Origin of the sequence: Komagataeibacter europaeus LMG 18890, assembly GCF_000285295.1 — a bacterium.
GTDB lineage: Bacteria > Pseudomonadota > Alphaproteobacteria > Acetobacterales > Acetobacteraceae > Komagataeibacter > Komagataeibacter europaeus.
The window spans coordinates 15,899-35,000 of the sequence record NZ_CADP01000028.1 but is presented as its reverse complement, the minus strand read 5'-3'; the positions used below and the strand labels follow the sequence as shown (position 1 = coordinate 35,000).

The window sequence follows — 19,102 nt, the reverse complement described above, 5'->3', positions numbered from 1 at the left end:
GCCGCCCTTGTCCAGGCGCAGCTGGATGTTGCGCTCATCCAGCAGCTTGCGCAGACGACCGATCTGGATTTCCACGATCTTGCCCATATCCGCCTTCTGCAGACGGGAGAACAGGATGATCTCATCCAGACGGTTGAGGAACTCAGGCCGGAAGTGATTGCGCACGACCTGCATGACTTCGGGCCGCACGCTTTCGACCGATTCCCCGTCCGGCAGATGGGCCAGCACGTCAGAACCGAGGTTGCTGGTCAGCACGATCAGGGTATTGCGGAAATCAACCGTGCGTCCCTGTCCATCCGTCAGGCGGCCATCATCAAGCACCTGCAGCAGGATGTTGAAGACATCTTCATGCGCCTTCTCGACCTCATCGAACAGGATGACCTGATAGGGCCTGCGGCGAACCGCTTCGGTCAGTACGCCACCTTCCTCATACCCGACATAACCGGGAGGGGCACCGACCAGACGGGCAACCGCGTGCTTCTCCATGAACTCACTCATGTCGATACGCAGCAGGGCCTTCTCGTCATCGAACAGGAAGCGGGCCAGCGCCTTGCACAGTTCCGTCTTGCCCACACCCGTCGGGCCAAGGAACAGGAACGAACCGATGGGACGGTTGGGATCCTGCAGCCCGGCGCGGGCACGGCGCACGGCGTTCGACACTGCCTTGAGGGCAGGTTCCTGCCCCACCACGCTCTTGCGCAGTTCGTCTTCCATGCGCAGCAGCTTGGCGCGTTCACCTTCCAGCATCCGGTCCACCGGCACGCCGGTCCAGCGCGACACGACAGCGGCAATGCCCTGATCGGTCACGGTATCGCTGACCATGCCATCGCCCTTGCTGATCTGGTCAGCTTCTTCCTGCGCCTTGGCAATCTGGGCCTGAAGCTGCGGCAGGCGGCTGTACATCAGTTCCGATGCACGGCCCAGATCCCCCTTGCGCTGGGCGATCTCGATATCCGAACGGACCTGGTCCATGTCTTCCTGCAGCTTCTGCACCGCGTTGACGCGGTCCTTTTCAGCATGCCAGGCAGCGGTCAGGGCATCGGACTTTTCCTGCAGTTCCGACAGTTCGGCTTCCAGCTTGACCAGACGTTCCTTGCTGGCCGCGTCGTCTTCCTTGCGGATGGCTTCGCGTTCGATCTTGAGCTGGATCAGGCGACGATCGAGTTCATCAAGCTCCTCGGGCTTGCTGTCGATCTGCATACGCAGACGGCTTGCAGCCTCATCCACAAGGTCAATGGCCTTGTCGGGCAGGAAGCGATCGGTGATGTAGCGGTTGGACAGCGTCGCCGCCGCCACCAGCGCGTTATCGGAAATACGGATACCATGATGGAGTTCGTATTTTTCCTTGATCCCGCGCAGGATGGAGATGGTGTCGGCCACCGTCGGCTCACCCACATAGACCGGCTGGAACCGGCGGGCCAGGGCCGCATCCTTCTCGATATACTTGCGGTATTCATCCAGCGTCGTGGCGCCGATACAATGCAGCACGCCACGGGCCAGTTCCGGCTTGATCAGGTTGGAGGCATCCATCGCGCCATCACTGCGGCCTGCACCCACAAGGGTGTGCATTTCGTCGATGAACAGGATGATCTGGCCTTCAGCCGACTCGATTTCCTTCAGGACCGCCTTCAGCCGTTCCTCGAACTCACCACGGAACTTCGCACCGGCGACCAGCGCGCCCATGTCGAGCGAGAGCAGCTTCTTGTTCTTCAGCGCTTCGGGCACATCACCATTGACGATACGCTGCGCCAGCCCTTCGACGATGGCGGTCTTGCCCACACCCGGCTCACCGATCAGGACGGGGTTGTTCTTGCTGCGGCGGGCAAGGACCTGAATGGCGCGGCGGATTTCCTCGTCACGACCGATCACGGGGTCCAGCTTGCCCTGCAGCGCAACCTCGGTCACGTCACGGGCATATTTCTTCAGCGCGTCAAAATTGGCTTCTGCGTTTTCGCTATCCACGGTGCGTCCCTTGCGGATGGTGGCAATGGCTTTTTCCAGCGCCTGCGGCGTCGCACCCCCTGCACGCAGGGCCTGACCGGCCGGGGTCTCGGACGCGGCGATGGCGGCCAGCAGGCGGTCCTGCGCCACATATCCGTCACCCGCCTTCTGGGCTGCCTGTTCGGCCGCATCCAGTACGCGCACCAGTTCGCCCGTGGCACTGGGCTGACCCGCGCCACCGCCCTGTACTTTGGGCAGCTTGGCAAGAGCCGCTTCATTCGCCGCCGTAATGGCGGGAACCTGCCCACCGGCTGCGCGGATCAGGGCGGCAGCCGCCCCCTGATCATCATCCAGCAGGGCCTTGAGCAGGTGCTCCGGCGTCAACTGCTGGTTGTAGTCCCGCATGGCAATGGTCTGTGCTGCCTGCAGGAAGCCGCGCGACCGTTCTGTAAATTTCTCGATATTCATCTATTCCCTCGTCCCTTTCAATCAGGCGACATAACAGGTGATGCCTTTGCGCCGTCCCTCAACAGGCAACGGCATGGCGCTGGATTCCAGATGGGATCAACTGGATGTTATTACAAGATATCGGGCGTGGATTTCCTTCCCCTGTTTCCTGTCATACCGCATTGGGCGGCCCGGATTTCCATGGGGGATAGCTGATCATTGCCTGCGGGTTCGCAACCTTGATCCATGTCAAGATTGCCGTGTCTTATCAACGGGCCGGCCATTCACCCAGCGGCAATCCCGCATGCAACCGACAGGTTTCCCTGCCCTGTCGGGGGCAGGGAAAGAAACATCTGCCCTACTTGCCTTTCCTGGCGACCGTCGGGCCAAGCAGCAGCAGATCAGCGGCCGAAAGTCGGTCCGACGCGGTGCTGGCCTGATGCCAGAACGGATAGAGCAGCGGCGGCGCGCTGGCGTCATCCAGACGGCTGATTTCCTCGGCTGTCAGGCTCAGTTCGGCGGCCTTGAGGTTATCGATCAGTTGCGCCTCGGTCCGCGCGCCAATCACGATGGAGGTCACCGCCGGACGCTGCGCCACCCATGCCAGCGCCACCTGTGCCGCCGAGATACCGCGTGATTCGGCAATGCTGACCAGCACTTCCACCACGTCATACAGCTTTTCGATATCATGGACCGGGGGCTCGCCCCAGTTCTCGATCTGCCGTGTTCCCTGTGGCTGGGGCTTGCCGCGCCGGTATTTGCCCGACAACAGGCCGCCCGCCATGGGACTCCAGACCTGCACGCCGATCCCCTGGTCCACCGCCACGGGCAGGAGTTCGTATTCCGCGTCCCGCGCCTGCAGGGAATAATAGATCTGCTGCGCCACCGGCGCGATCAGGCGGTTGCGTTCCGCCGTGGCCAGCGCCTTCATGATGTGCCACGCCGAGAAGTTGGAAACCCCCGCATAACGGATCTTGCCCGACCGGGTCAGTGTATCCAGCGCCTCCAGCGTTTCATCCAGCGGGGTCTGGCCATCCCATTCATGCAGGTAGTACAGATCGATATGGTCACGTCCCAGCCGCTTCAGGCTGGCCTCGCACGCGCTGACCAGATGATAGCGTGACAGACCCGCGTCATTGGCCCCCCTGCCCATGGAGAAACGGGCCTTGGTGGTCACCATGATGTCGTCGCTGCGGCCCTTGAGTGCTGCGCCAAGGATTTCCTCCGACACGCCGGTGGAATAGATGTCGGCGGTATCGAACATGTTGATCCCGGCATCAACACACAGGTCGATCTGCCGACGCGCACCGGCAAGGTCGGTATCTCCCGTCTTGGCGAAGTCACCCTTGCCGCCAAATGTCATCGTCCCCAGCGTAAATGCCGAAATCCGCAGGCCGGAGCGGCCAAGCTGACGGTATTGCATGTCTTTTCAATCCTTCTTCATGAAGAGATCCGGAAGACTGTCTGTGGAACATCGTGAAAATTGTAAAAAGGCTTCAGGTAACGCCGCCTTTTTGAAAAAAGGCAGCACCCAAGAACTTTCTGTTTCCAGACAGTCTCCCAATGGCTGGCGCACGGCATGACAGCCCGCGCCGCAGGTATTCAGGCGGTATAGGTGACGTTCAGTTCACCCACACCGGCACAGGTGGCATGCAGCACATCGCCACGCCGGACCGGTCCCACCCCCGATGGGGTGCCGGTCATGATCAGGTCACCGGGGGCAAGGGCGACAAAGCGACTCAGGCAGGAAATGATCTCGGCCACGGACCAGATCATTTCCACCAGATCGCCCTTCTGCCTGGATTCACCATTCACGCTCAACGTAATGGCGCCCCCTTCGGGGTGGCCACAGACCGATGCGGGAACGATGGATGAAATGGGACAGGACTGGTCAAACCCCTTGGCCAGTGACCATGGCCGCCCCGCCTTCTTGGCGGCGGCCTGCAGGTCACGCCGGGTCATGTCCAGGCCCACGGCATAGCCATAGATATGCGACAGCGCCTTTTCCACGGGGATGTTCTCCCCCTCACGTCCGATGGCCGCCACCAGTTCCACCTCATGATGCAGGTCGGACGTACTGACCGGAAACGGCAGCAGGCCGCCACCCGGCACCACCGCATCACCTGGCTTGGAAAAGAAGAAAGGTTCGGAACGTTCGGGGTTGCTGCCCATTTCGCGCGCATGGGCAGCGTAGTTCTGCCCCACGCACCATATCCGCCGGACGGGAAAGACACCCGCACGCCCCTCCACTGGCACAACGGGAAGGGTGTAGGGGGGAATCACGTAATCCGTCACGGTACGGTGCTCCTGCTGTTCATATCCGGCGCGCATGGTGACACCACGCCCCTGTCCGTGTCACGGCAAATGCTGGCAACGGCAGGAAAAGCCGACATAAAAAAAACGCCAGCCGGGACAGCCCGGCTGGCGTCTGGAAAAAGGAATGGCGCGCCATCCCCGATCCCGGTCGTGCGATGATCAGTTGCGGGCCTTGTCAACCAGCTTGTTCTTGCCGATCCACGACATCATGGCGCGCAGCTTTTCGCCCACCTTCTCGATCTGGTGTTCGTTGTTGCGGGCGCGGGTGGCCTTGAAGCCGATGTTGCCGGACTGGTTTTCCAGAATGAAGTTGCGCACGAAGGTGCCATCCTGAATGTCGGTCAGGATCTTCTTCATCTCGACCTTGGTTTCCGGCGTGATCACGCGCGGGCCGGACACGTATTCACCATACTCCGCCGTGTTGGAGATGGAGTAGTTCATGTTCGCAATGCCGCCTTCGTAGATCAGGTCCACGATCAGCTTCATTTCGTGCAGGCACTCGAAATACGCCATTTCCGGCGCATAACCCGCCTCGACCAGCGTCTCGAAGCCTGCGCGGATCAGTTCAACCAGGCCACCGCACAGCACGGCCTGCTCACCAAACAGGTCGGTTTCGACTTCTTCCTTGAAGGTCGTCTCGATGATGCCCGCACGGCCACCGCCATTGGCGGATGCATAGGACAGCGCGATTTCCAGCGCATTGCCCGACGCGTTCTGCGCCACGGCCACCAGCGACGGCACGCCGCCACCCTTCTGGTATTCGGAACGCACGGTGTGGCCCGGGCCCTTGGGCGCGATCAGGAACACGTCCAGGTCGGGACGGGCTTCGATGATGCGGAAATGGATCGCCAGACCGTGGGCGAACGCAAGCGCCGCACCCGTCTTCAGGTTCTTTTCCAGTGATTCCTTGTACAGCGCGCCCTGGCCCTCATCGGGGGTCAGCACCATGACCACGTCGGCCCACTTGGCGGCGTCGGCGGGGGTCATCACCTTGAAGCCGGCGGCTTCGGCCTTGGCAACAGCCTTTGATTCGGGACGCAGGCCGACAACGATGTCGGTCACGCCCGAGTCCTTGAGGTTGTTGGCATGGGCATGGCCCTGGCTGCCGTAACCGATGATGGCGACCTTCTTGCTCTTGATCAGGTTCACGTCGGCATCGCGATCGTAATAGACGCGCATGGTCTTACTCCTTGGGAATGAAAAACGAATCGATCAGGTAAAAACGCGACCCTTACAGGATTGCCGCGCCACGGGCGATGGCGGCGACACCCGTGCGCGACACCTCGGCCAGGCCAAGGGGACGCATGAGGTCGATAAAGGCATCGAGCTTGTCGGTCGCACCCGTCAGTTCAAAGACGAACGAAGTGGCCGAGGCATCAACAGGATGGGCGCGGAACGCCTGCGCGATGCGCAGGGCATCGGCGCGGCGTTCGCCACTGGCGATCACCTTGACCAGCGCCATTTCACGCGCAACGTGGGGTTCCGCCGCCGTCATGACCGACACCCGGTACACCGGCACCAGACGCGCCACCTGCGCGCGGATCTGTTCCAGCACACGCGGGGTCGCCGTGGTGACGATATTGATGCGCGACTGGCGGCCGGTTTCATCAACCGGGGCCACGGTCAGGCTTTCGATATTGTATCCACGACCAGAAAACAGGCCGATGACACGCGCCAGCGCACCGCTTTCGTTTTCGACCTGAATGGAAATGACCGCGGAGACCGGGCTCTCCTGCTGCGTGGTCATGATGGTGTTTCCTGACTGCTGAAGACGCCGGCATGCAGGCTGCATGCCGGCAGGAAAGGACAGAGGCGCCCGGCAGGTGAAACCCGCCGGGACAGACGGGCGATCAGACCAGCATGCGGCCTTCGGCGCTGATCTCGTCATCCTGATCGGGACCGAGCAGCATCTGGTTATGCGCTGCCCCCGACGGGATCATGGGGTAGCAGTTTTCATCCTGCGCAACACAGATGTCGGCCACCACCGGACCCGGATGGGCCAGCATTTCGGCAATCACGCCATCCAGTTCCCCCACGCAGGTCGCCCGCAGGCCGCGCCCGTGGAAGCTTTCCGCAAGCTTCACGAAGTCCGGCAGCGCCGCACTGTAGCTTTCGGAATACCGTGATTCATGCAGCAGTTCCTGCCACTGGCGCACCATGCCCATGTACTGGTTGTTCAGGATGAACACCTTAACCGGCAGGCGGTACTGCGCGATGGTGGACAGTTCCTGAATGTTCATGAGCGTCGAGGCCTCACCCGCGATGTCGATCACCAGCGCATCAGGGTGGGCGACCTGCGCGCCAACGGCAGCAGGCAGGCCATAGCCCATGGTGCCCAGACCGCCCGAAGTCAGCCAGCGATTGGGCCTGTCAAAGCCGAAATGCTGGGCGGCCCACATCTGGTGCTGGCCCACCTCGGTCGAGACATAGGTGTCACGCCCGGTGGCGGTCGCCATTTCATGCAGGCGGCGGATGGCGTATTGCGGGCGGATGATCGCATCGGGCGCCATGTCCTGCGAAAAGCCGAGGCTGTCGATCTTCCGCCATTCACTGATCTGGTGCCACCACTGCGCGACATCGATCGGCTGGCGGGTATTGGCGGAGGTGCAGTCCCATTCCTCCAGCATCATCTCGATCACGCGCCGCGCGTCACCCACGATGCCGACATCCACCCGCACGATCTTGTTGATCTGGCTGGGATCGATATCCGCATGGATCTTGAACGAACCGGGCGAGAACGCATCCAGCCGCCCCGTCACGCGGTCATCAAAGCGCGAGCCAAGCGCGATCAGCACGTCACAGTCATGGGTGGCCATGTTGGCTTCGTACGTGCCGTGCATGCCCAGCATGCCCAGGAAGCGACGGTCGCCCGCAGGCATCGCCCCCAGCCCCATGAGCGTGGACGTGCAGGGAAAGCCCGTCTTTTCCACCAGGCGGCGCAGGGCGGTGGAGGCTTCGGGCCCGGCGTTGATGATACCGCCACCGGTATAGAACAGCGGACGGCGCGCGCCCTTCATGGCGGCCACGGCACGGGCGATCACGTCCCGCCCCGGCTCGGTCTGCGGGTGATAGGACGGATGCGGCACGCGCGGCGCGTCACTGTAGGGCGCGGGACCGACCATGATGTTCTTGGGCAGGTCGACCAGCACCGGGCCGGGGCGGCCGCTGCGCGCGATATGGAAGGCTTCATGCACGCAGGGGGCCACCTCCTCCGCCCGGCGGACAAGATAGTTGTACTTGATGGCCGGGCGGGTGATGCCCGTGGTGTCGGCTTCCTGAAAGGCGTCGGTGCCGATCAGCGGCACGCCCACCTGACCTGAAAAACACACGACCGGAATCGAATCCAGCATGGCGTCCAGCAGGCCGGTCACGGTGTTGGTCGCACCGGGGCCACTGGTCACCAGCACCACGCCCACCTTGCCGGTGGACCGGGCATAGGCTTCGGCCGCATGCACGGCCGCCTGTTCATGACGGACCAGCACATGGCGAATTGCGTCCTGGCGGAACAGCGCATCATAGATCGGCAGGACCGCACCGCCGGGATAGCCGAAAATGACTTCGACCCCCTGTTCGACCAATACGCGCAGAAGCACTTCCGCACCGCTGAGTACGGTCGTGTCCGTGCCAGTGGCGTGATGCTTCAGGTCTGTCTGGTGCGATGCTGCGTTCATGTTCCTGCTCCTTCGCCCAAAGCCGCCGGAACAATCCGGCCAGCTACAGGAGGCGAAATCCCGGGGCCGGATTTACGGAAACCCTTGGCCCGCGTCAATGCGGTTAATAACAAAAGAAATGATTTTATTGCTCCATCTTTCCATTTGTTGCGCGGTTTCGCATTTTTCAAACCGTTTTTCATATAAAAACGTGTCCATCTCCGCCGCCAGCGCGTGATGGGCGAACCATGTCGCCTGCCGTTTCGTGTATTGCCCGGTCAGGCGGACGGCCTGCTGCACGGCCGTGGCCATATCCATTTCGCCCCGCAGCACGGCGGCCAGTTCGGGCACGCCATGGGCACGCATGGCAGGCAGGGCCGGGGGCAGGTCCTGCGCCAGCAGGCGGGCGACCTCATCCATCGCGCCAAGGTCGAGCATGGCCTGGAACCGGCGGGCGATGGCGGCGCGCAGCACATCGCGCGGGGGATGCAGGCGTATGGCGACAAAACGCGCGGCAAGCGGGGGCAGCACCGCTTCACGCCGCCACCAGACCAGCCCATGGCCGGTGGCCGCGTGTACTTCCCATGCGCGCGCGATGCGCTGGCCATCGGTCGGGCGCAGGGTGGCGGCGGTTTCGGGGTCGCGCTGGCGCAGCATCCCATGCACGGCCTCCGGTCCCAGGCGATCGACCATGTCACGCGCCTGCGCACGAATGGCGTCGGGCGGCTGGGGAATATCCGCCAGGCCATCGGTCAGCGCGCGGAAATACATGCCCGTGCCGCCACAGAATACCGGCACCCGGCCCGCATCCCATGCGGCGTGGGCCGCAGCGATGGCCTGCGTGCGCCACCATGCGACACTGCCGGGTTCCGCTGCCGGCAGCACGCCGTACAGCGCATGGGGCACGCTGGCTTCCTCGGTGGCGTCAGGCCGGGCTGTCAGGATATGCAGGTCACGGTATACCTGCATCGAATCGGTATTGATGATGGTACCGTTCACCTGCCGTGCAAGGGCCAGCGCAAGTGCGGACTTGCCCGAACAGGTCGGACCCGCCACGATCACCGCCATGCGCGCCCGCCCGGCAGGGGGGCGTGTCATTGTCTCTCACCTGTCATATACCCGGACCCCATGGCTGATTCCTCTTCCTTCTCCCATACCCTTGTACTGGTGGCCAACCGTGACGCCACATCCCTCACGCCGGTTGATATCCAGACCGCGCGTGACCTGGTGCGCGGCGGTGCTCCCGTCACCCTGTCGGAAGGGGAAGCGGTCGAAATCGGCTGCACTGCCCCCGCAACATGGATGCAGCCGGATATCGGGGCCGTGCGGGACGTCTTTGCCGGGCGTGGGATGGACGTGCTGGTAACGCCACGCGACAACCGCCGCAAGCGCCTGCTAGTGGCGGACATGGACAGCACCATCGTCAGTTGCGAAACGCTGGATGACATCGCGGCCCATGCCGGGATCGGAGAAAAGATTGCCGACATCACCCGGCGGTCCATGAACGGGGAAATCGAATTCGAATCCGCGCTGCGCGAGCGCGTCGCCCTGCTGCGCGGCCTGCCGGTCAGCCTGCTGGAACGGGCGTGGCAGGATGTGAAGCTCAATACCGGCGCCGTGGAACTGGTGCGCACCATGCGTGCGAACGGTGCGCGCACGGCACTGGTGTCGGGCGGGTTCACGTTCTTTACCAGCAGGGTGGCGGCCCTGTGCGGCTTTGATGAAAACCACGCCAATACCCTGCTGGATGCCGACGGCATGCTGACGGGCACGGTGGGGCAGCCCATCCTCGGCCCGGATGCCAAGCTTGCGCACCTGCGCCGCCTGGTGGCCGCAGGTGGTCTGGACATGGACGACGCCATGGCGACGGGCGATGGCGCAAACGACCTTGCCATGCTGCGTGTGGCCGGTGCGGGCATCGCCTTCCATGCCAAGCCCGCTGTCCGGCGCGAAATCACCAGCCAGGTCAATCACACCACCCTGCGCACCCTGCTGTTCGCACAGGGTTACCGAGCGGATGAATTCGTCACGGCGTAGGCACGCTGCCGCTGGCGGCCGTGCCCGGGGGCTGGGTGCGGCTGTCCTGTGCCTCGATGAAAACACGGGTCACTTCGGGATAGGCCTGCTTGATCTGGTGTTCCAGCGCGCTGACCACGATTTCCACCTGTCCCGCCGTCATGTCGTTGCGGAAATCAAGGCTGATCACCACCAGCACGTCACGCGGGCCGAAATGCAGGGAGCGGATTTCATTCAGCCGCTCCACCCCACTGGCGGCCAGCGCCATGCGGCGCAGGGCGGCCAGCACCTCCGGCGCGACACCTTCGCCAGTCAGCAGTGACTGTGATTCCCGCGCAAGGAACGCCGCCGTCACCGCAAGGATGCACGCGATGATGATGGACGCCACGCCATCCAGCACCGGCATCTCCAGCCATTCGGCAAGGATGTTGCCCAGAAGGGCCACGCCAAGGCCGCTGAGTGCCGCCGTATCCTCGAACAGGACAGTAAACACGGTGGGGTCCTTGCTCATCTGCACGGCCTCGACCCAGCCACGACGGCCCTTGCCTTCCTTGCGGAAGGTCCGCAGCGCCATCAGCCAGACCGAACCCTCGAACACGATGCTGGCCACCAGCACGACGTAATTGACCAGCACATGCGCCACGGGCTGCGGATGGATGATGTGGATGATCCCTTCATACAGGGAGACACCGGCCCCCAGCCCGAAGATCAGCAGCGCCACCACAAAGGTCCAGAAATACAGTTCCAGCCCGTAGCCGAACGGATGCATGGCCGTGGCCGGTCGCGTCGCGCGCCGCATGCCGACCAGCAGCAGCCCCTGGTTGCCGGTATCGATCAGGGAGTGGATGGCCTCGCTCAGCATGGAGGCGCTGCCGGTCATGAACGCGGCGGCAAATTTGGTTGCCGCCACCAGCAGGTTGCCACCAAGGGCGGCGAAGATGACAGTTCGGGAAGATGAGGAATGCGCCATTGATTTTTCAATATGAAGTACGGCCACATCTTATCGCGCTGCCACGGCTTTTAACAGGGCGCACGATCAGGCCATACCGGTTGCGGGCGCGGGCCTGCCTGTCCTATGGTCGGGGGCCAATGCCCACGGAGTACGTATCCTGATGCGCACCACTGTCATCCAGATGGCGCCCGGCGCATCCGCGCCCGATAATATCGAACACGCCCGCGCACTGATTACCGCCGCCATCACCGCGGACAAGCCCGACCTTGTCATGCTGCCGGAAATGTGGAGCTGCCTTGGTGGCACCCGGGACATGAAGTTCGCGGCGGCCGAAACCCTGCCCGCCCCCGATGGCACGGGGGAAGCCGGGCCGCTGTACCGGTTCCTGTCAGGTATCGCACGCGAACATGGCGTGATTGTCCATGGCGGGTCCATCGGGGAACGGCATGGCGACAGGCTGTTCAATACCGCGCTGCTGTTTGATGCAAGGGGACGTGAACGCGCGCGCTATCGCAAGATCCACCTGTTTGATGTCACCACGCCCGGGGGCGAAGGCTACCGCGAAAGCGATACATACGAACCCGGTTCGGATATCGTGACGGCACCGCTTTCTGCTGACCTCACGGCGGGGCTGGCCATCTGCTACGACATCCGCTTCCCCGCGCTGTTCCATGCGCTACGGGCGCGGGGGGCGAACGTGCTGCTGGTGCCTGCCGCCTTTACGGTGGAAACGGGGCTGGCGCATTGGGAAACGCTGCTGCGCGCACGCGCGATCGAAACGCAGTGCTGGATGGTCGCCTGCGGTACCACCGGCACCCATACGGATGGAAATGGCCAGAAGCGCCGCACGTACGGCCATTCCATGATCATCGACCCGTGGGGCACCATCGTGGCCCAGGTTTCGGATGGACCGGGGTGGAGCACCGCGCGCCTTGAGCGCACGGTAACCGACAGCATCCGCGAACGCATGCCGGTCATGGCGCATCACCGCCTGTCCATCCACACCCCATGAATGACATGTCGTACCCGGGCTGGGCCGATGGGTACCTTCCAACAAAGCTGAGCTTTGCCGCGGCCCCGAACGAAAGCGCGCAGCTGTGGCTGGAACGTCTGGTCGGGCAGTACGGCCAATGCCCCCCGGAGGAAGCGGATGCGCTGGTCTGCCTGGGTGGCGATGGCTTCATGCTGGAAATGCTGCATACGACGCTGGGGCACAGCCTGCCGGTATATGGCGTCAACTGCGGGACGGTGGGGTTCCTGATGAATCCCGCCGTGCCCGATGACCTGCCCGCCCGCCTTGCCACGGCGCAGGCGGCCATCCTGCACCCGCTGCGCATGAAGGCCACGACGATCGAGGGCAGATGCATCCATGCCCTTGCGCTGAATGATGTATTCCTGTTCCGCCAGACACGGCAGGCGGCGAAAATCCGCATCGAGGTGGATGGACGCGTGCGCATGCCCGAACTGATATGTGATGGGGTACTGATTTCGACACCGGCGGGATCAACCGCCTACAACCTGTCCGCGCATGGGCCGATCGTGCCGCTGTCGGCCAACCTGCTGCCGCTTACGCCCATCAGTGCGTTTCGCCCGCGCCGGTGGCGGGGCGCGCTGCTGCCTTCCACCGCGCAGGTGCGTTTCGACATTCTGGAAACCGACAAGCGCCCCGTGGCCGCCGTGGCGGACTTTACCGAAGTGCGCGATGTCATTTCCGTCGAAATCAGCGAAGCGCGGGAACTGCAGACCACCGTGCTGTTCGATCCGGGGCAGAGTCTGTCGGAACGGATCATAACCGAACAGTTCACCGCGTAAGATATCTCTTGAAAAGTAATGAAAGATTTTAGACCGGGGCGATCCGGTGCAGGCTGGCGCCATGGTCATGCAGCCATTTTTCGGCCTGACGCCTGTGCGGGGTCAGCCGGTCCACCAGCAACCAGAAATCCGGCCCATGATTCATGTGCTGCAGATGCGCGAGTTCATGGGCAATGATGTAATGCTGCACCTCCAGCGGCGCCATGACCAGCCGCCAGCACAGCATGATCGACCCATCGGATGAACAGCTGCCCCACCGGCTTTTCGTATCGCGCAGCCTGACCTGTGTCGGTTTCAAGCCGCAGGATTCGGCCTGTGCGCACAGGCGGGCGGGCAGGCGGGCCTGCGCCTGTGCGCGCAGGTAGGCGCTGACGCGGCGGGGGACGAATTCTTCAGCACCGCTGACATGCAGCACCCCGTCTTCCAGCCATACGCCACGCCGTGCGTCGGGACAGTGGCGGATTTCATGGCGCCGCCCATCCAGCACGACATGGCCGCCATGGCACAGGTCAACAGGCGGCGGCAGGCGTGACAGCCCCGCCGCCACCCATGCGGAATGCGCGCGCAGCAGCGCCAGCCCATCCGTCCGCCGCGCGCCGCGCGGCAGGGTAATGACGACATGCCCGCTACGTGGATCGATCCGCATGGAAATACGCCGCGCCTGACGCGACGCCCGCCAGCAGACCGTGACCTGCCCGGACGCGATGGGCACGACCTCCGTTCCGGCTGTCACCGCGTCCCTGCCGTTAAAGACTGTTTCAGAATCCTGCCCATGAAACCGTCCCGCTCAATTCATAAGGAAGTTCTTGGCGAAGCTTTTTTCAAAAAGCTTCAGGGAACGCTGTCTTTAAAAAAAAGCGGCACCCGAAAACCTTTACTGTTTTTTCATCAGCGCCGGGGCGGACGCGTGCGGCAGAATGCATCCCGCGGGGCTTCACCCGGCCAGTCAACCACATGGTCCTCCAGCATGCCCGCCTTGCGTTCACTGATCACCCTGCCGCTTACGGACACGCCTGCCTCATGCACCGTGTCACGGGTGCCGGACACCAGCGGGTGCCACCATGGCAACGGCTCCCCATCACGCACCAGCACATACCCACAGGTTGGCGGCAGCCAGTCGATATCCGCCAGCATTTCTGGCGTCAGGCTGATACAGTCCTGCACCCGGCGCTGGCGGTGTTCATAATCGGTACACAAACAGGACGTGGTATCCAGCAGGCGACAGGCGACATCGGTAAACAGGACTTCGTCCGTCTCGTCCTCGCGCAGCTTGTGCAGGCAGCACCGGCCGCATCCATCGCACAGCGACTCCCACTGCGTGGTAGACATCTGCTCAAGGGGTGTCGTTTCCCAAAATGGCGGTGTCTCATCTGTCATGGTCGTGGTCCTGCCGTGTCAAATCCATAAAATCTTCAATGCGCGGCCACTGCCGCCATGGCGCATAGCGCGATCATACCGAACGAAAACGCCATCACCCCAGCCACCGGCAGGCCCAGCAGCGGCAGCCAGAGCAGCCGAAAACGCATGTTCGCGTCCGCCCCCAGACCGCCGGCCGTGCGTGACAGGCCCGGCGGAATCCGGTCCAGCACCCGCAGCAGCGGCCACATCGCGGCGGGCGCGATACACAGGCCCTGCATGAGACATCCCGCCACACCGCCACCATGCGTAAGGCATGGCCACCATACCGCCAGACCCAGTCCCGGCAACAACAGGCAAAGCAGCATCCCGCGCAGCAGCACGCACCACGCGGGCCATGCCCGGTACAGCATCACATGCACTACCAGTACCAGCCCGCATGCCACCACAAGACCCAGTGCGATACAGGCTCCATCCAGCCCCATCACTGCAGCCGGGCGGACGGCAAGATCAGGCAGCATCAGCCCGCATCCCGCAACCATGTGTCAAAGCGGCGTGACAGGTCCGGATAGTGTGCCTGCCAGAACTGCACATCCACCGGCAACGCCACGGACGCAGGCAGGGATGCGGGCGGCGTTGCGGCGGGATAGCGCGCAAGGAACGCGGCCTGCTGGTCGGGCTGGATGATAAAGTGCAGCAGGTTGCGCGCCTGCCCCAGCCGGAAAGCCGACTGTCCGGCCACCACACCCCATGACAGGCCATAGGACAGCGCCATGTCCGTATTGATGCCGATCCTGTCCCTGTAGCGTGTGGCAATGCTGCGCACCGCGTCACCGGGCGCGCTGCCCATCAGCACCTGCCCGCGTTCAAGGATGCTGGTGGCGTCCGCCGGGGTGGACCACCACGTGATATAGGGGCGAAGCTGGCTCAGCTTGCGAAAGGCGCGATCGACACCCTGCGGGGTGGCAAGCTGGTTATAGACATCACCCGGCGCCACGCCATCGGCCATCAGCGCGATTTCCAGCGTGGTACGCGGGTCACGCCGCAGACCACGCTTGCCGGGAAAACGCACGATATCCCAGAAATCGGCCCAGCGTGGCGCAAGCCTGCGCCGTGTCTGGTCCCATGCCACCACCACCTGGGCTGTCATGCCCGGCACGCCGCACCCGTCGGGGTTGGTGGCGCTACCAGCCAGGTGAATGACCAGTTCGCGCACGCAGGCGGCGCGGATGGTGGTGTCCTCGGCAAAGACCAGTGACCATGTACCCGTGCGCCCCGCATGCAACCCATGCCCGTCCAGTTCCGCCAGGGTGCCGTTCCATGCCTGCCGCACCACCGGCTGGCGGGACGCCCGCGCGAAAGGCTGGAGGAAGGCCGCATTCTGCGCCTGCGTCATTTGCGACTCTGTACTCGCGACCACAAGGGCAGCCTTGTGCCGCACGGGGGTCGCAGCAATAGCCGGGGCGGACCAGACGGAGGGGGCCACCAGCAGGCAGAACAGGCCGATACGGATGCGGGAACGGGACGCAGACTGGAACACGGACAGGAAACAATCCTTCAGGCAGGGGCGAAGAATGCCGGACGCTACCCCATTTCACCACGGAACGGAAAGGCAATTGCCTGCCCCGGCTGCCACGCCAGCATGGCCACCTGCCCTGCCGCCACGCGCTGCAGGGCGGGGGTGGGCGGACGGCGCGCCAGCAGTTCCTCCCCATTCGCCAGCCTGAAACGCAGCAGCACATGATCGCCCATCTGCCGCATGTCCATCAGGGTCGCCTCCAGCACTGGCGGCCCGTCGGGGTCGGCGCCCCCCGCCATGCCGGGACGTGAGGGAAACATGACCGCGATCCGGTCCGGCCGGATGCACAGCGTGGCCAGCTGGTCCGCTTCCACCCCCGGCGCCGCCATGGCTTCGACCGGCAGGCCACCGGGCAGGTGGGCAAGGGCCACGTCATCATCGACACTGGCCACGCGGGCTGTCAGGCTGTTGGCATGGCCAAACCCGGTCGCCACCCGGTCACACGCGGGACGGTCGAACAGGTCCAGCGCCGTACCAAGCTGCACGATCTCCATGCCATCCATATAGGCGATGGCATCACCCAGCAGCAGCGCATCCTCACGCTCACGCGTCAGCAGCACCACGCACAGGCCGCGCGCGCGCACCAGCCGGCTGACCAGACGCCGCATGGCCACGCGCCCCGCGGGCGGCAGGAGGGTAAACGGGTCGTCCAGCACCAGGACGGGCGGTTCGAACACCAGGACGCGGCCAATCATGACACGCAGCGCCTGTTCGGGCGAAAGGGTGGCGGGGCGGGCATGTTCCAGCCCATCCAGCCCCAGCAGCGCCAGCACGGCGCGCACCCGTGCCGCCACGGCGTGCGATTCCTCCCCCCGCGCGCGCAGCGCAAAGGCCAGGTTGGCCTGAACCGTCATGTGGGCGAACAGCGGATCGCGCCATCCCACCAGCGCGCATGGCCGCCGGTCGGGCGGCAGGCCGGTCACGTCAATCCCGTCAACCATGACCTGCCCCCCCCAGGCGGGCGCATGGCCCGCCAGCATGTCCGCCAGCACGCACAGGCAGTCGGCCCTGTCATTGACAACCGTCAGGCACGTGCCCGCCGCGGCAGAAAAAGACAGGCCCGGCGCACCGGAAAAGGCCCGGAGCGCGTTGACAACCAGCCGAATGGAGAAAGGAGACATGCGATAACAGAAACCTGACTGGGGAGATAACGCGTTATAAGCAATGGTTACCTCCTTACCAGAGGATTGTTGGCTTCACTCGTCACAAAGGAAACGATCATGAGCAAGACCGAAACCATCAAGCACGTCACCCACGAAGACCTGCAGGCCCTGAAGGGCCACATCGAGAACCTGCTGCATACCCACGGCAGGCAGGCCCTGCATGATGTCGCCAGCAAGGCGGAGCATCTGGCGGGCCAGGCACGCGAAAACCTGGCGGAACACGCACCCAAGAAGGGTGGCTCACGCGCTCGTTCGCTTGTGGCTATCGCCATTTTCTCGGTGATCGGCTATTTTCTTGGCCGCGCAACGAAATAAGGCTTTCTAGCCTGCTGCAACCAGAGGATACGCGAGCATCATGAGAATAGGCGAAATCGGTAAAACCATCATTGAAGGGGAACTGACCCTACGCAAGCTGATGGCGATCCGTCTTGGTCGTCAGGCTGCATTCCTGGTTGTGGCGGCTATCTTTGCTTTTTTCGCAGTCATCTCGGGCCATGGGCTGCTGTGGGCCTTCTGTTACCAGACAATGGGCTTCAGCGCCCTTGGTTCGGCTGCGGCCGTATTCGGGGCGGATCTTCTGGTAGTTATCATGGGGCTGGTCATGGGGCGGCGCTCCTACATGACGCCGGAGGAAATCCGCGTGCGATTCGCGCGTGAACACGCCTTGAACGAACTGCGGCAGACCGTTGCCCTGTCCGCCGTGGCCACCACGGTTGCCGGTCCGCTGACCCGCCATACCGGCCGGGCGGTTTGGAACCTGTTCAAGGCCATGACGGGGCGCGGGAAATAACCCCCCAGGCCACCGGCCCACGCAGTCTGGCAATGATCCACGTCATTGCCAGATAGTATCCATGCTGAAATTGCATTGGCTCACTTTGTCGTTTTCTGGAAACGTGCAGCTTCCGGATATACTAAGCACGCAAATGGTTTGCATGCTTAATAATTGTATGTCCCAGCTGGCGGAACAGAATGCCCGATCTGGAGCGCAACGAGAAGGAACTGTCGTTTGGTCGCCGTCTCGCCCGGCTTGGCGCCGCGTGGCGCAGGCAGGTTGACCGCGACCTGCAGGAATACGGCCTGACAGAAGCGACGTGGCGGCCTGTGCTCTACCTTGGCCTGTTGCCGCCGCCGGTACGTCAGACCGACCTTGTGCGCGCCCTTGAAATCGAAGCCCCGTCCGTTGCCCGCCTGCTTGATGTACTGGAACGCCGTGATCTGGTGTTCCGTTCCCCCGACCGTGACGACAAACGCTCAAAACTGGTCAGCCTGACGGAAAAGGGCGAACGCACCGCACGTCAGGTCCGCCATGCGGTGGAAGCCGTGTCCAACCGCCTGCTGCATGGCATTTCCACCCCTGAACTGCAGGCCTGCTATTCCGTCTTTGAACGGATCGAGGCCAATCTGTGCAGCCGGACCGGCACCCCGGGCGGGGGACAGGCATGACCCCCCTTTCCCTGCCCATCCCATTGCGTTCCCCTGCCCCGGCACTGCCTGCATGGGGGCACCCGATGCCACGACGGGATGTCCCGTCCTTGCAGTTTGTCTCCATTGCCGGTTTCTTCCATGCGTCTGGTCGGCTACAGATAGCGACGGGCAGGAATACAGTCCGTCATGGCCTGTCCGTGCCTGCTCCTCCTTCAACGGGACCGTTCGGAATGAGAACCGCCTGATGCTGAGCGAATTCAACCTATTCGGTGTCTTCATGGCGCCGATTGTCGTCTATGCCGTGGCTGCCCTGCCTGTCACCATGCTGCTGCGATCGCTGTTATGGTGGTGCGGCATAATGAAATGGTTCTGGCATCTCGCCCTGTTCGAGGTTGCGCTATACACTTGCGTCCTCTGCCTGATGATCCTGTACATCTGACTGTCC

Annotated in this window: 20 protein-coding genes (1 of these 20 only partly in view); 7 read left to right on the top strand and 13 right to left on the bottom strand. The window is 63.3% G+C overall.

All coding sequences use genetic code 11. The features are described 5' to 3' along the window. From clpB to miaA, 7 genes are all read right to left on the bottom strand, one after another. Nucleotides 1–2,409 carry the 5' portion of an ATP-dependent chaperone ClpB gene (gene clpB / locus GEU01_RS10330; protein ID WP_019086016.1) on the bottom strand. 195 nt of this gene lie to the left of the window's left edge, so the window shows 2,409 of its 2,604 coding nt (coding positions 1–2,409); its start codon is at nucleotides 2,407–2,409; the stop codon falls past the left edge of the window. A gap of 337 nt (nucleotides 2,410–2,746) precedes the next feature. Further along, the gene (locus GEU01_RS10325) at nucleotides 2,747–3,811 is read right to left on the bottom strand and encodes an aldo/keto reductase (RefSeq protein ID WP_019086015.1); all 1,065 of its coding nucleotides are present in this window, start codon (nucleotides 3,809–3,811) and stop codon (nucleotides 2,747–2,749) included. A gap of 179 nt (nucleotides 3,812–3,990) precedes the next feature. Further along, complete coding sequence (locus GEU01_RS10320) at nucleotides 3,991–4,719, bottom strand: fumarylacetoacetate hydrolase family protein (RefSeq protein ID WP_010510062.1); 729 nt, start codon at nucleotides 4,717–4,719, stop codon at nucleotides 3,991–3,993. Nucleotides 4,720–4,863: 144 nt separating this feature from the next. After that, nucleotides 4,864–5,883 (bottom strand): ketol-acid reductoisomerase, encoded by a 1,020-nt coding sequence (ilvC, locus tag GEU01_RS10315; RefSeq protein ID WP_010510063.1) that lies wholly within the window; start codon nucleotides 5,881–5,883, stop codon nucleotides 4,864–4,866. Between the two features lie 52 nt (nucleotides 5,884–5,935). Continuing rightward, the gene (gene ilvN, locus GEU01_RS10310; protein ID WP_010510064.1) at nucleotides 5,936–6,451 is read right to left on the bottom strand and encodes an acetolactate synthase small subunit; all 516 of its coding nucleotides are present in this window, start codon (nucleotides 6,449–6,451) and stop codon (nucleotides 5,936–5,938) included. 103 nt (nucleotides 6,452–6,554) lie between these two features. Then, a complete protein-coding gene (gene ilvB / locus GEU01_RS10305; RefSeq protein ID WP_019086014.1) occupies nucleotides 6,555–8,375 on the bottom strand; it encodes a biosynthetic-type acetolactate synthase large subunit in 1,821 nt (606 codons plus the stop codon). A gap of 72 nt (nucleotides 8,376–8,447) precedes the next feature. After that, nucleotides 8,448–9,452 (bottom strand): tRNA (adenosine(37)-N6)-dimethylallyltransferase MiaA, encoded by a 1,005-nt coding sequence (gene miaA, locus GEU01_RS10300; protein WP_019086013.1) that lies wholly within the window; start codon nucleotides 9,450–9,452, stop codon nucleotides 8,448–8,450. Nucleotides 9,453–9,482: 30 nt separating this feature from the next. Between miaA and serB the strand changes: the two genes are divergently transcribed. Next, the gene (gene serB, locus GEU01_RS10295) at nucleotides 9,483–10,391 is read left to right on the top strand and encodes a phosphoserine phosphatase SerB (RefSeq protein ID WP_019086012.1); all 909 of its coding nucleotides are present in this window, start codon (nucleotides 9,483–9,485) and stop codon (nucleotides 10,389–10,391) included. On the opposite strand, the gene GEU01_RS10290 is transcribed toward serB, so the two are convergent. Then, the gene (locus GEU01_RS10290; RefSeq protein ID WP_010510068.1) at nucleotides 10,381–11,340 is read right to left on the bottom strand and encodes a cation diffusion facilitator family transporter; all 960 of its coding nucleotides are present in this window, start codon (nucleotides 11,338–11,340) and stop codon (nucleotides 10,381–10,383) included. The two genes, serB and GEU01_RS10290, sit on opposite strands and share 11 nt — an antisense overlap. Nucleotides 11,341–11,482: 142 nt before the next feature. Here GEU01_RS10290 and GEU01_RS10285 point away from each other — a divergent pair, with 142 nt between their 5' ends. Further along, nucleotides 11,483–12,334 carry a carbon-nitrogen hydrolase family protein gene (locus GEU01_RS10285; RefSeq protein ID WP_019086011.1) on the top strand — a complete coding sequence of 284 codons (852 nt, stop codon included), beginning with the start codon at nucleotides 11,483–11,485 and terminating at the stop codon, nucleotides 12,332–12,334. Further along, on the top strand, nucleotides 12,331–13,134 hold the full coding sequence (locus tag GEU01_RS10280) for an NAD kinase (RefSeq protein WP_019086010.1): 804 nt from the start codon (nucleotides 12,331–12,333) through the stop codon (nucleotides 13,132–13,134). The genes GEU01_RS10285 and GEU01_RS10280 overlap by 4 nt, the downstream gene beginning before the upstream one ends. A gap of 28 nt (nucleotides 13,135–13,162) precedes the next feature. Here the strand turns inward: GEU01_RS10280 and GEU01_RS10275 are convergent, their stop codons facing one another. From GEU01_RS10275 to GEU01_RS10255, 5 genes are all read right to left on the bottom strand, one after another. After that, complete coding sequence (locus GEU01_RS10275) at nucleotides 13,163–13,867, bottom strand: M48 family metallopeptidase (RefSeq protein ID WP_019086009.1); 705 nt, start codon at nucleotides 13,865–13,867, stop codon at nucleotides 13,163–13,165. A gap of 155 nt (nucleotides 13,868–14,022) precedes the next feature. Further along, nucleotides 14,023–14,511 (bottom strand): YcgN family cysteine cluster protein, encoded by a 489-nt coding sequence (locus GEU01_RS10270; RefSeq protein WP_010510073.1) that lies wholly within the window; start codon nucleotides 14,509–14,511, stop codon nucleotides 14,023–14,025. A 35-nt stretch (nucleotides 14,512–14,546) separates the two neighbouring features. Continuing rightward, entirely contained in the window at nucleotides 14,547–15,011 is a 465-nt protein-coding gene (locus GEU01_RS10265; RefSeq protein WP_198284460.1) for a hypothetical protein, read from the bottom strand. Continuing rightward, nucleotides 15,011–16,030 carry an extracellular solute-binding protein gene (locus GEU01_RS10260; protein WP_019086007.1) on the bottom strand — a complete coding sequence of 340 codons (1,020 nt, stop codon included), beginning with the start codon at nucleotides 16,028–16,030 and terminating at the stop codon, nucleotides 15,011–15,013. Before GEU01_RS10260 ends, GEU01_RS10265 begins: the two co-directional genes overlap by 1 nt. Before the next feature lie 44 nt (nucleotides 16,031–16,074). Then, on the bottom strand, nucleotides 16,075–17,190 hold the full coding sequence (locus GEU01_RS10255; RefSeq protein ID WP_019086006.1) for an ABC transporter ATP-binding protein: 1,116 nt from the start codon (nucleotides 17,188–17,190) through the stop codon (nucleotides 16,075–16,077). A gap of 99 nt (nucleotides 17,191–17,289) precedes the next feature. On the opposite strand from GEU01_RS10255, the gene GEU01_RS10250 reads away from it, so the two are divergent. From GEU01_RS10250 to GEU01_RS10235, 4 genes are all read left to right on the top strand, one after another. Further along, nucleotides 17,290–17,547 carry a hypothetical protein gene (locus tag GEU01_RS10250; protein ID WP_010510081.1) on the top strand — a complete coding sequence of 86 codons (258 nt, stop codon included), beginning with the start codon at nucleotides 17,290–17,292 and terminating at the stop codon, nucleotides 17,545–17,547. Between the two features lie 40 nt (nucleotides 17,548–17,587). After that, nucleotides 17,588–18,022, top strand: a complete 435-nt coding sequence (locus tag GEU01_RS10245; RefSeq protein WP_019086005.1) for a hypothetical protein — start codon at nucleotides 17,588–17,590, stop codon at nucleotides 18,020–18,022. 179 nt (nucleotides 18,023–18,201) lie between these two features. Next, the gene (locus GEU01_RS10240) at nucleotides 18,202–18,675 is read left to right on the top strand and encodes a MarR family winged helix-turn-helix transcriptional regulator (protein WP_010510085.1); all 474 of its coding nucleotides are present in this window, start codon (nucleotides 18,202–18,204) and stop codon (nucleotides 18,673–18,675) included. Nucleotides 18,676–18,901: 226 nt separating this feature from the next. Next, a complete protein-coding gene (locus GEU01_RS10235) occupies nucleotides 18,902–19,096 on the top strand; it encodes a DUF1656 domain-containing protein (protein ID WP_010510087.1) in 195 nt (64 codons plus the stop codon). The last annotated feature ends 6 nt before the right edge of the window (nucleotides 19,097–19,102 follow it).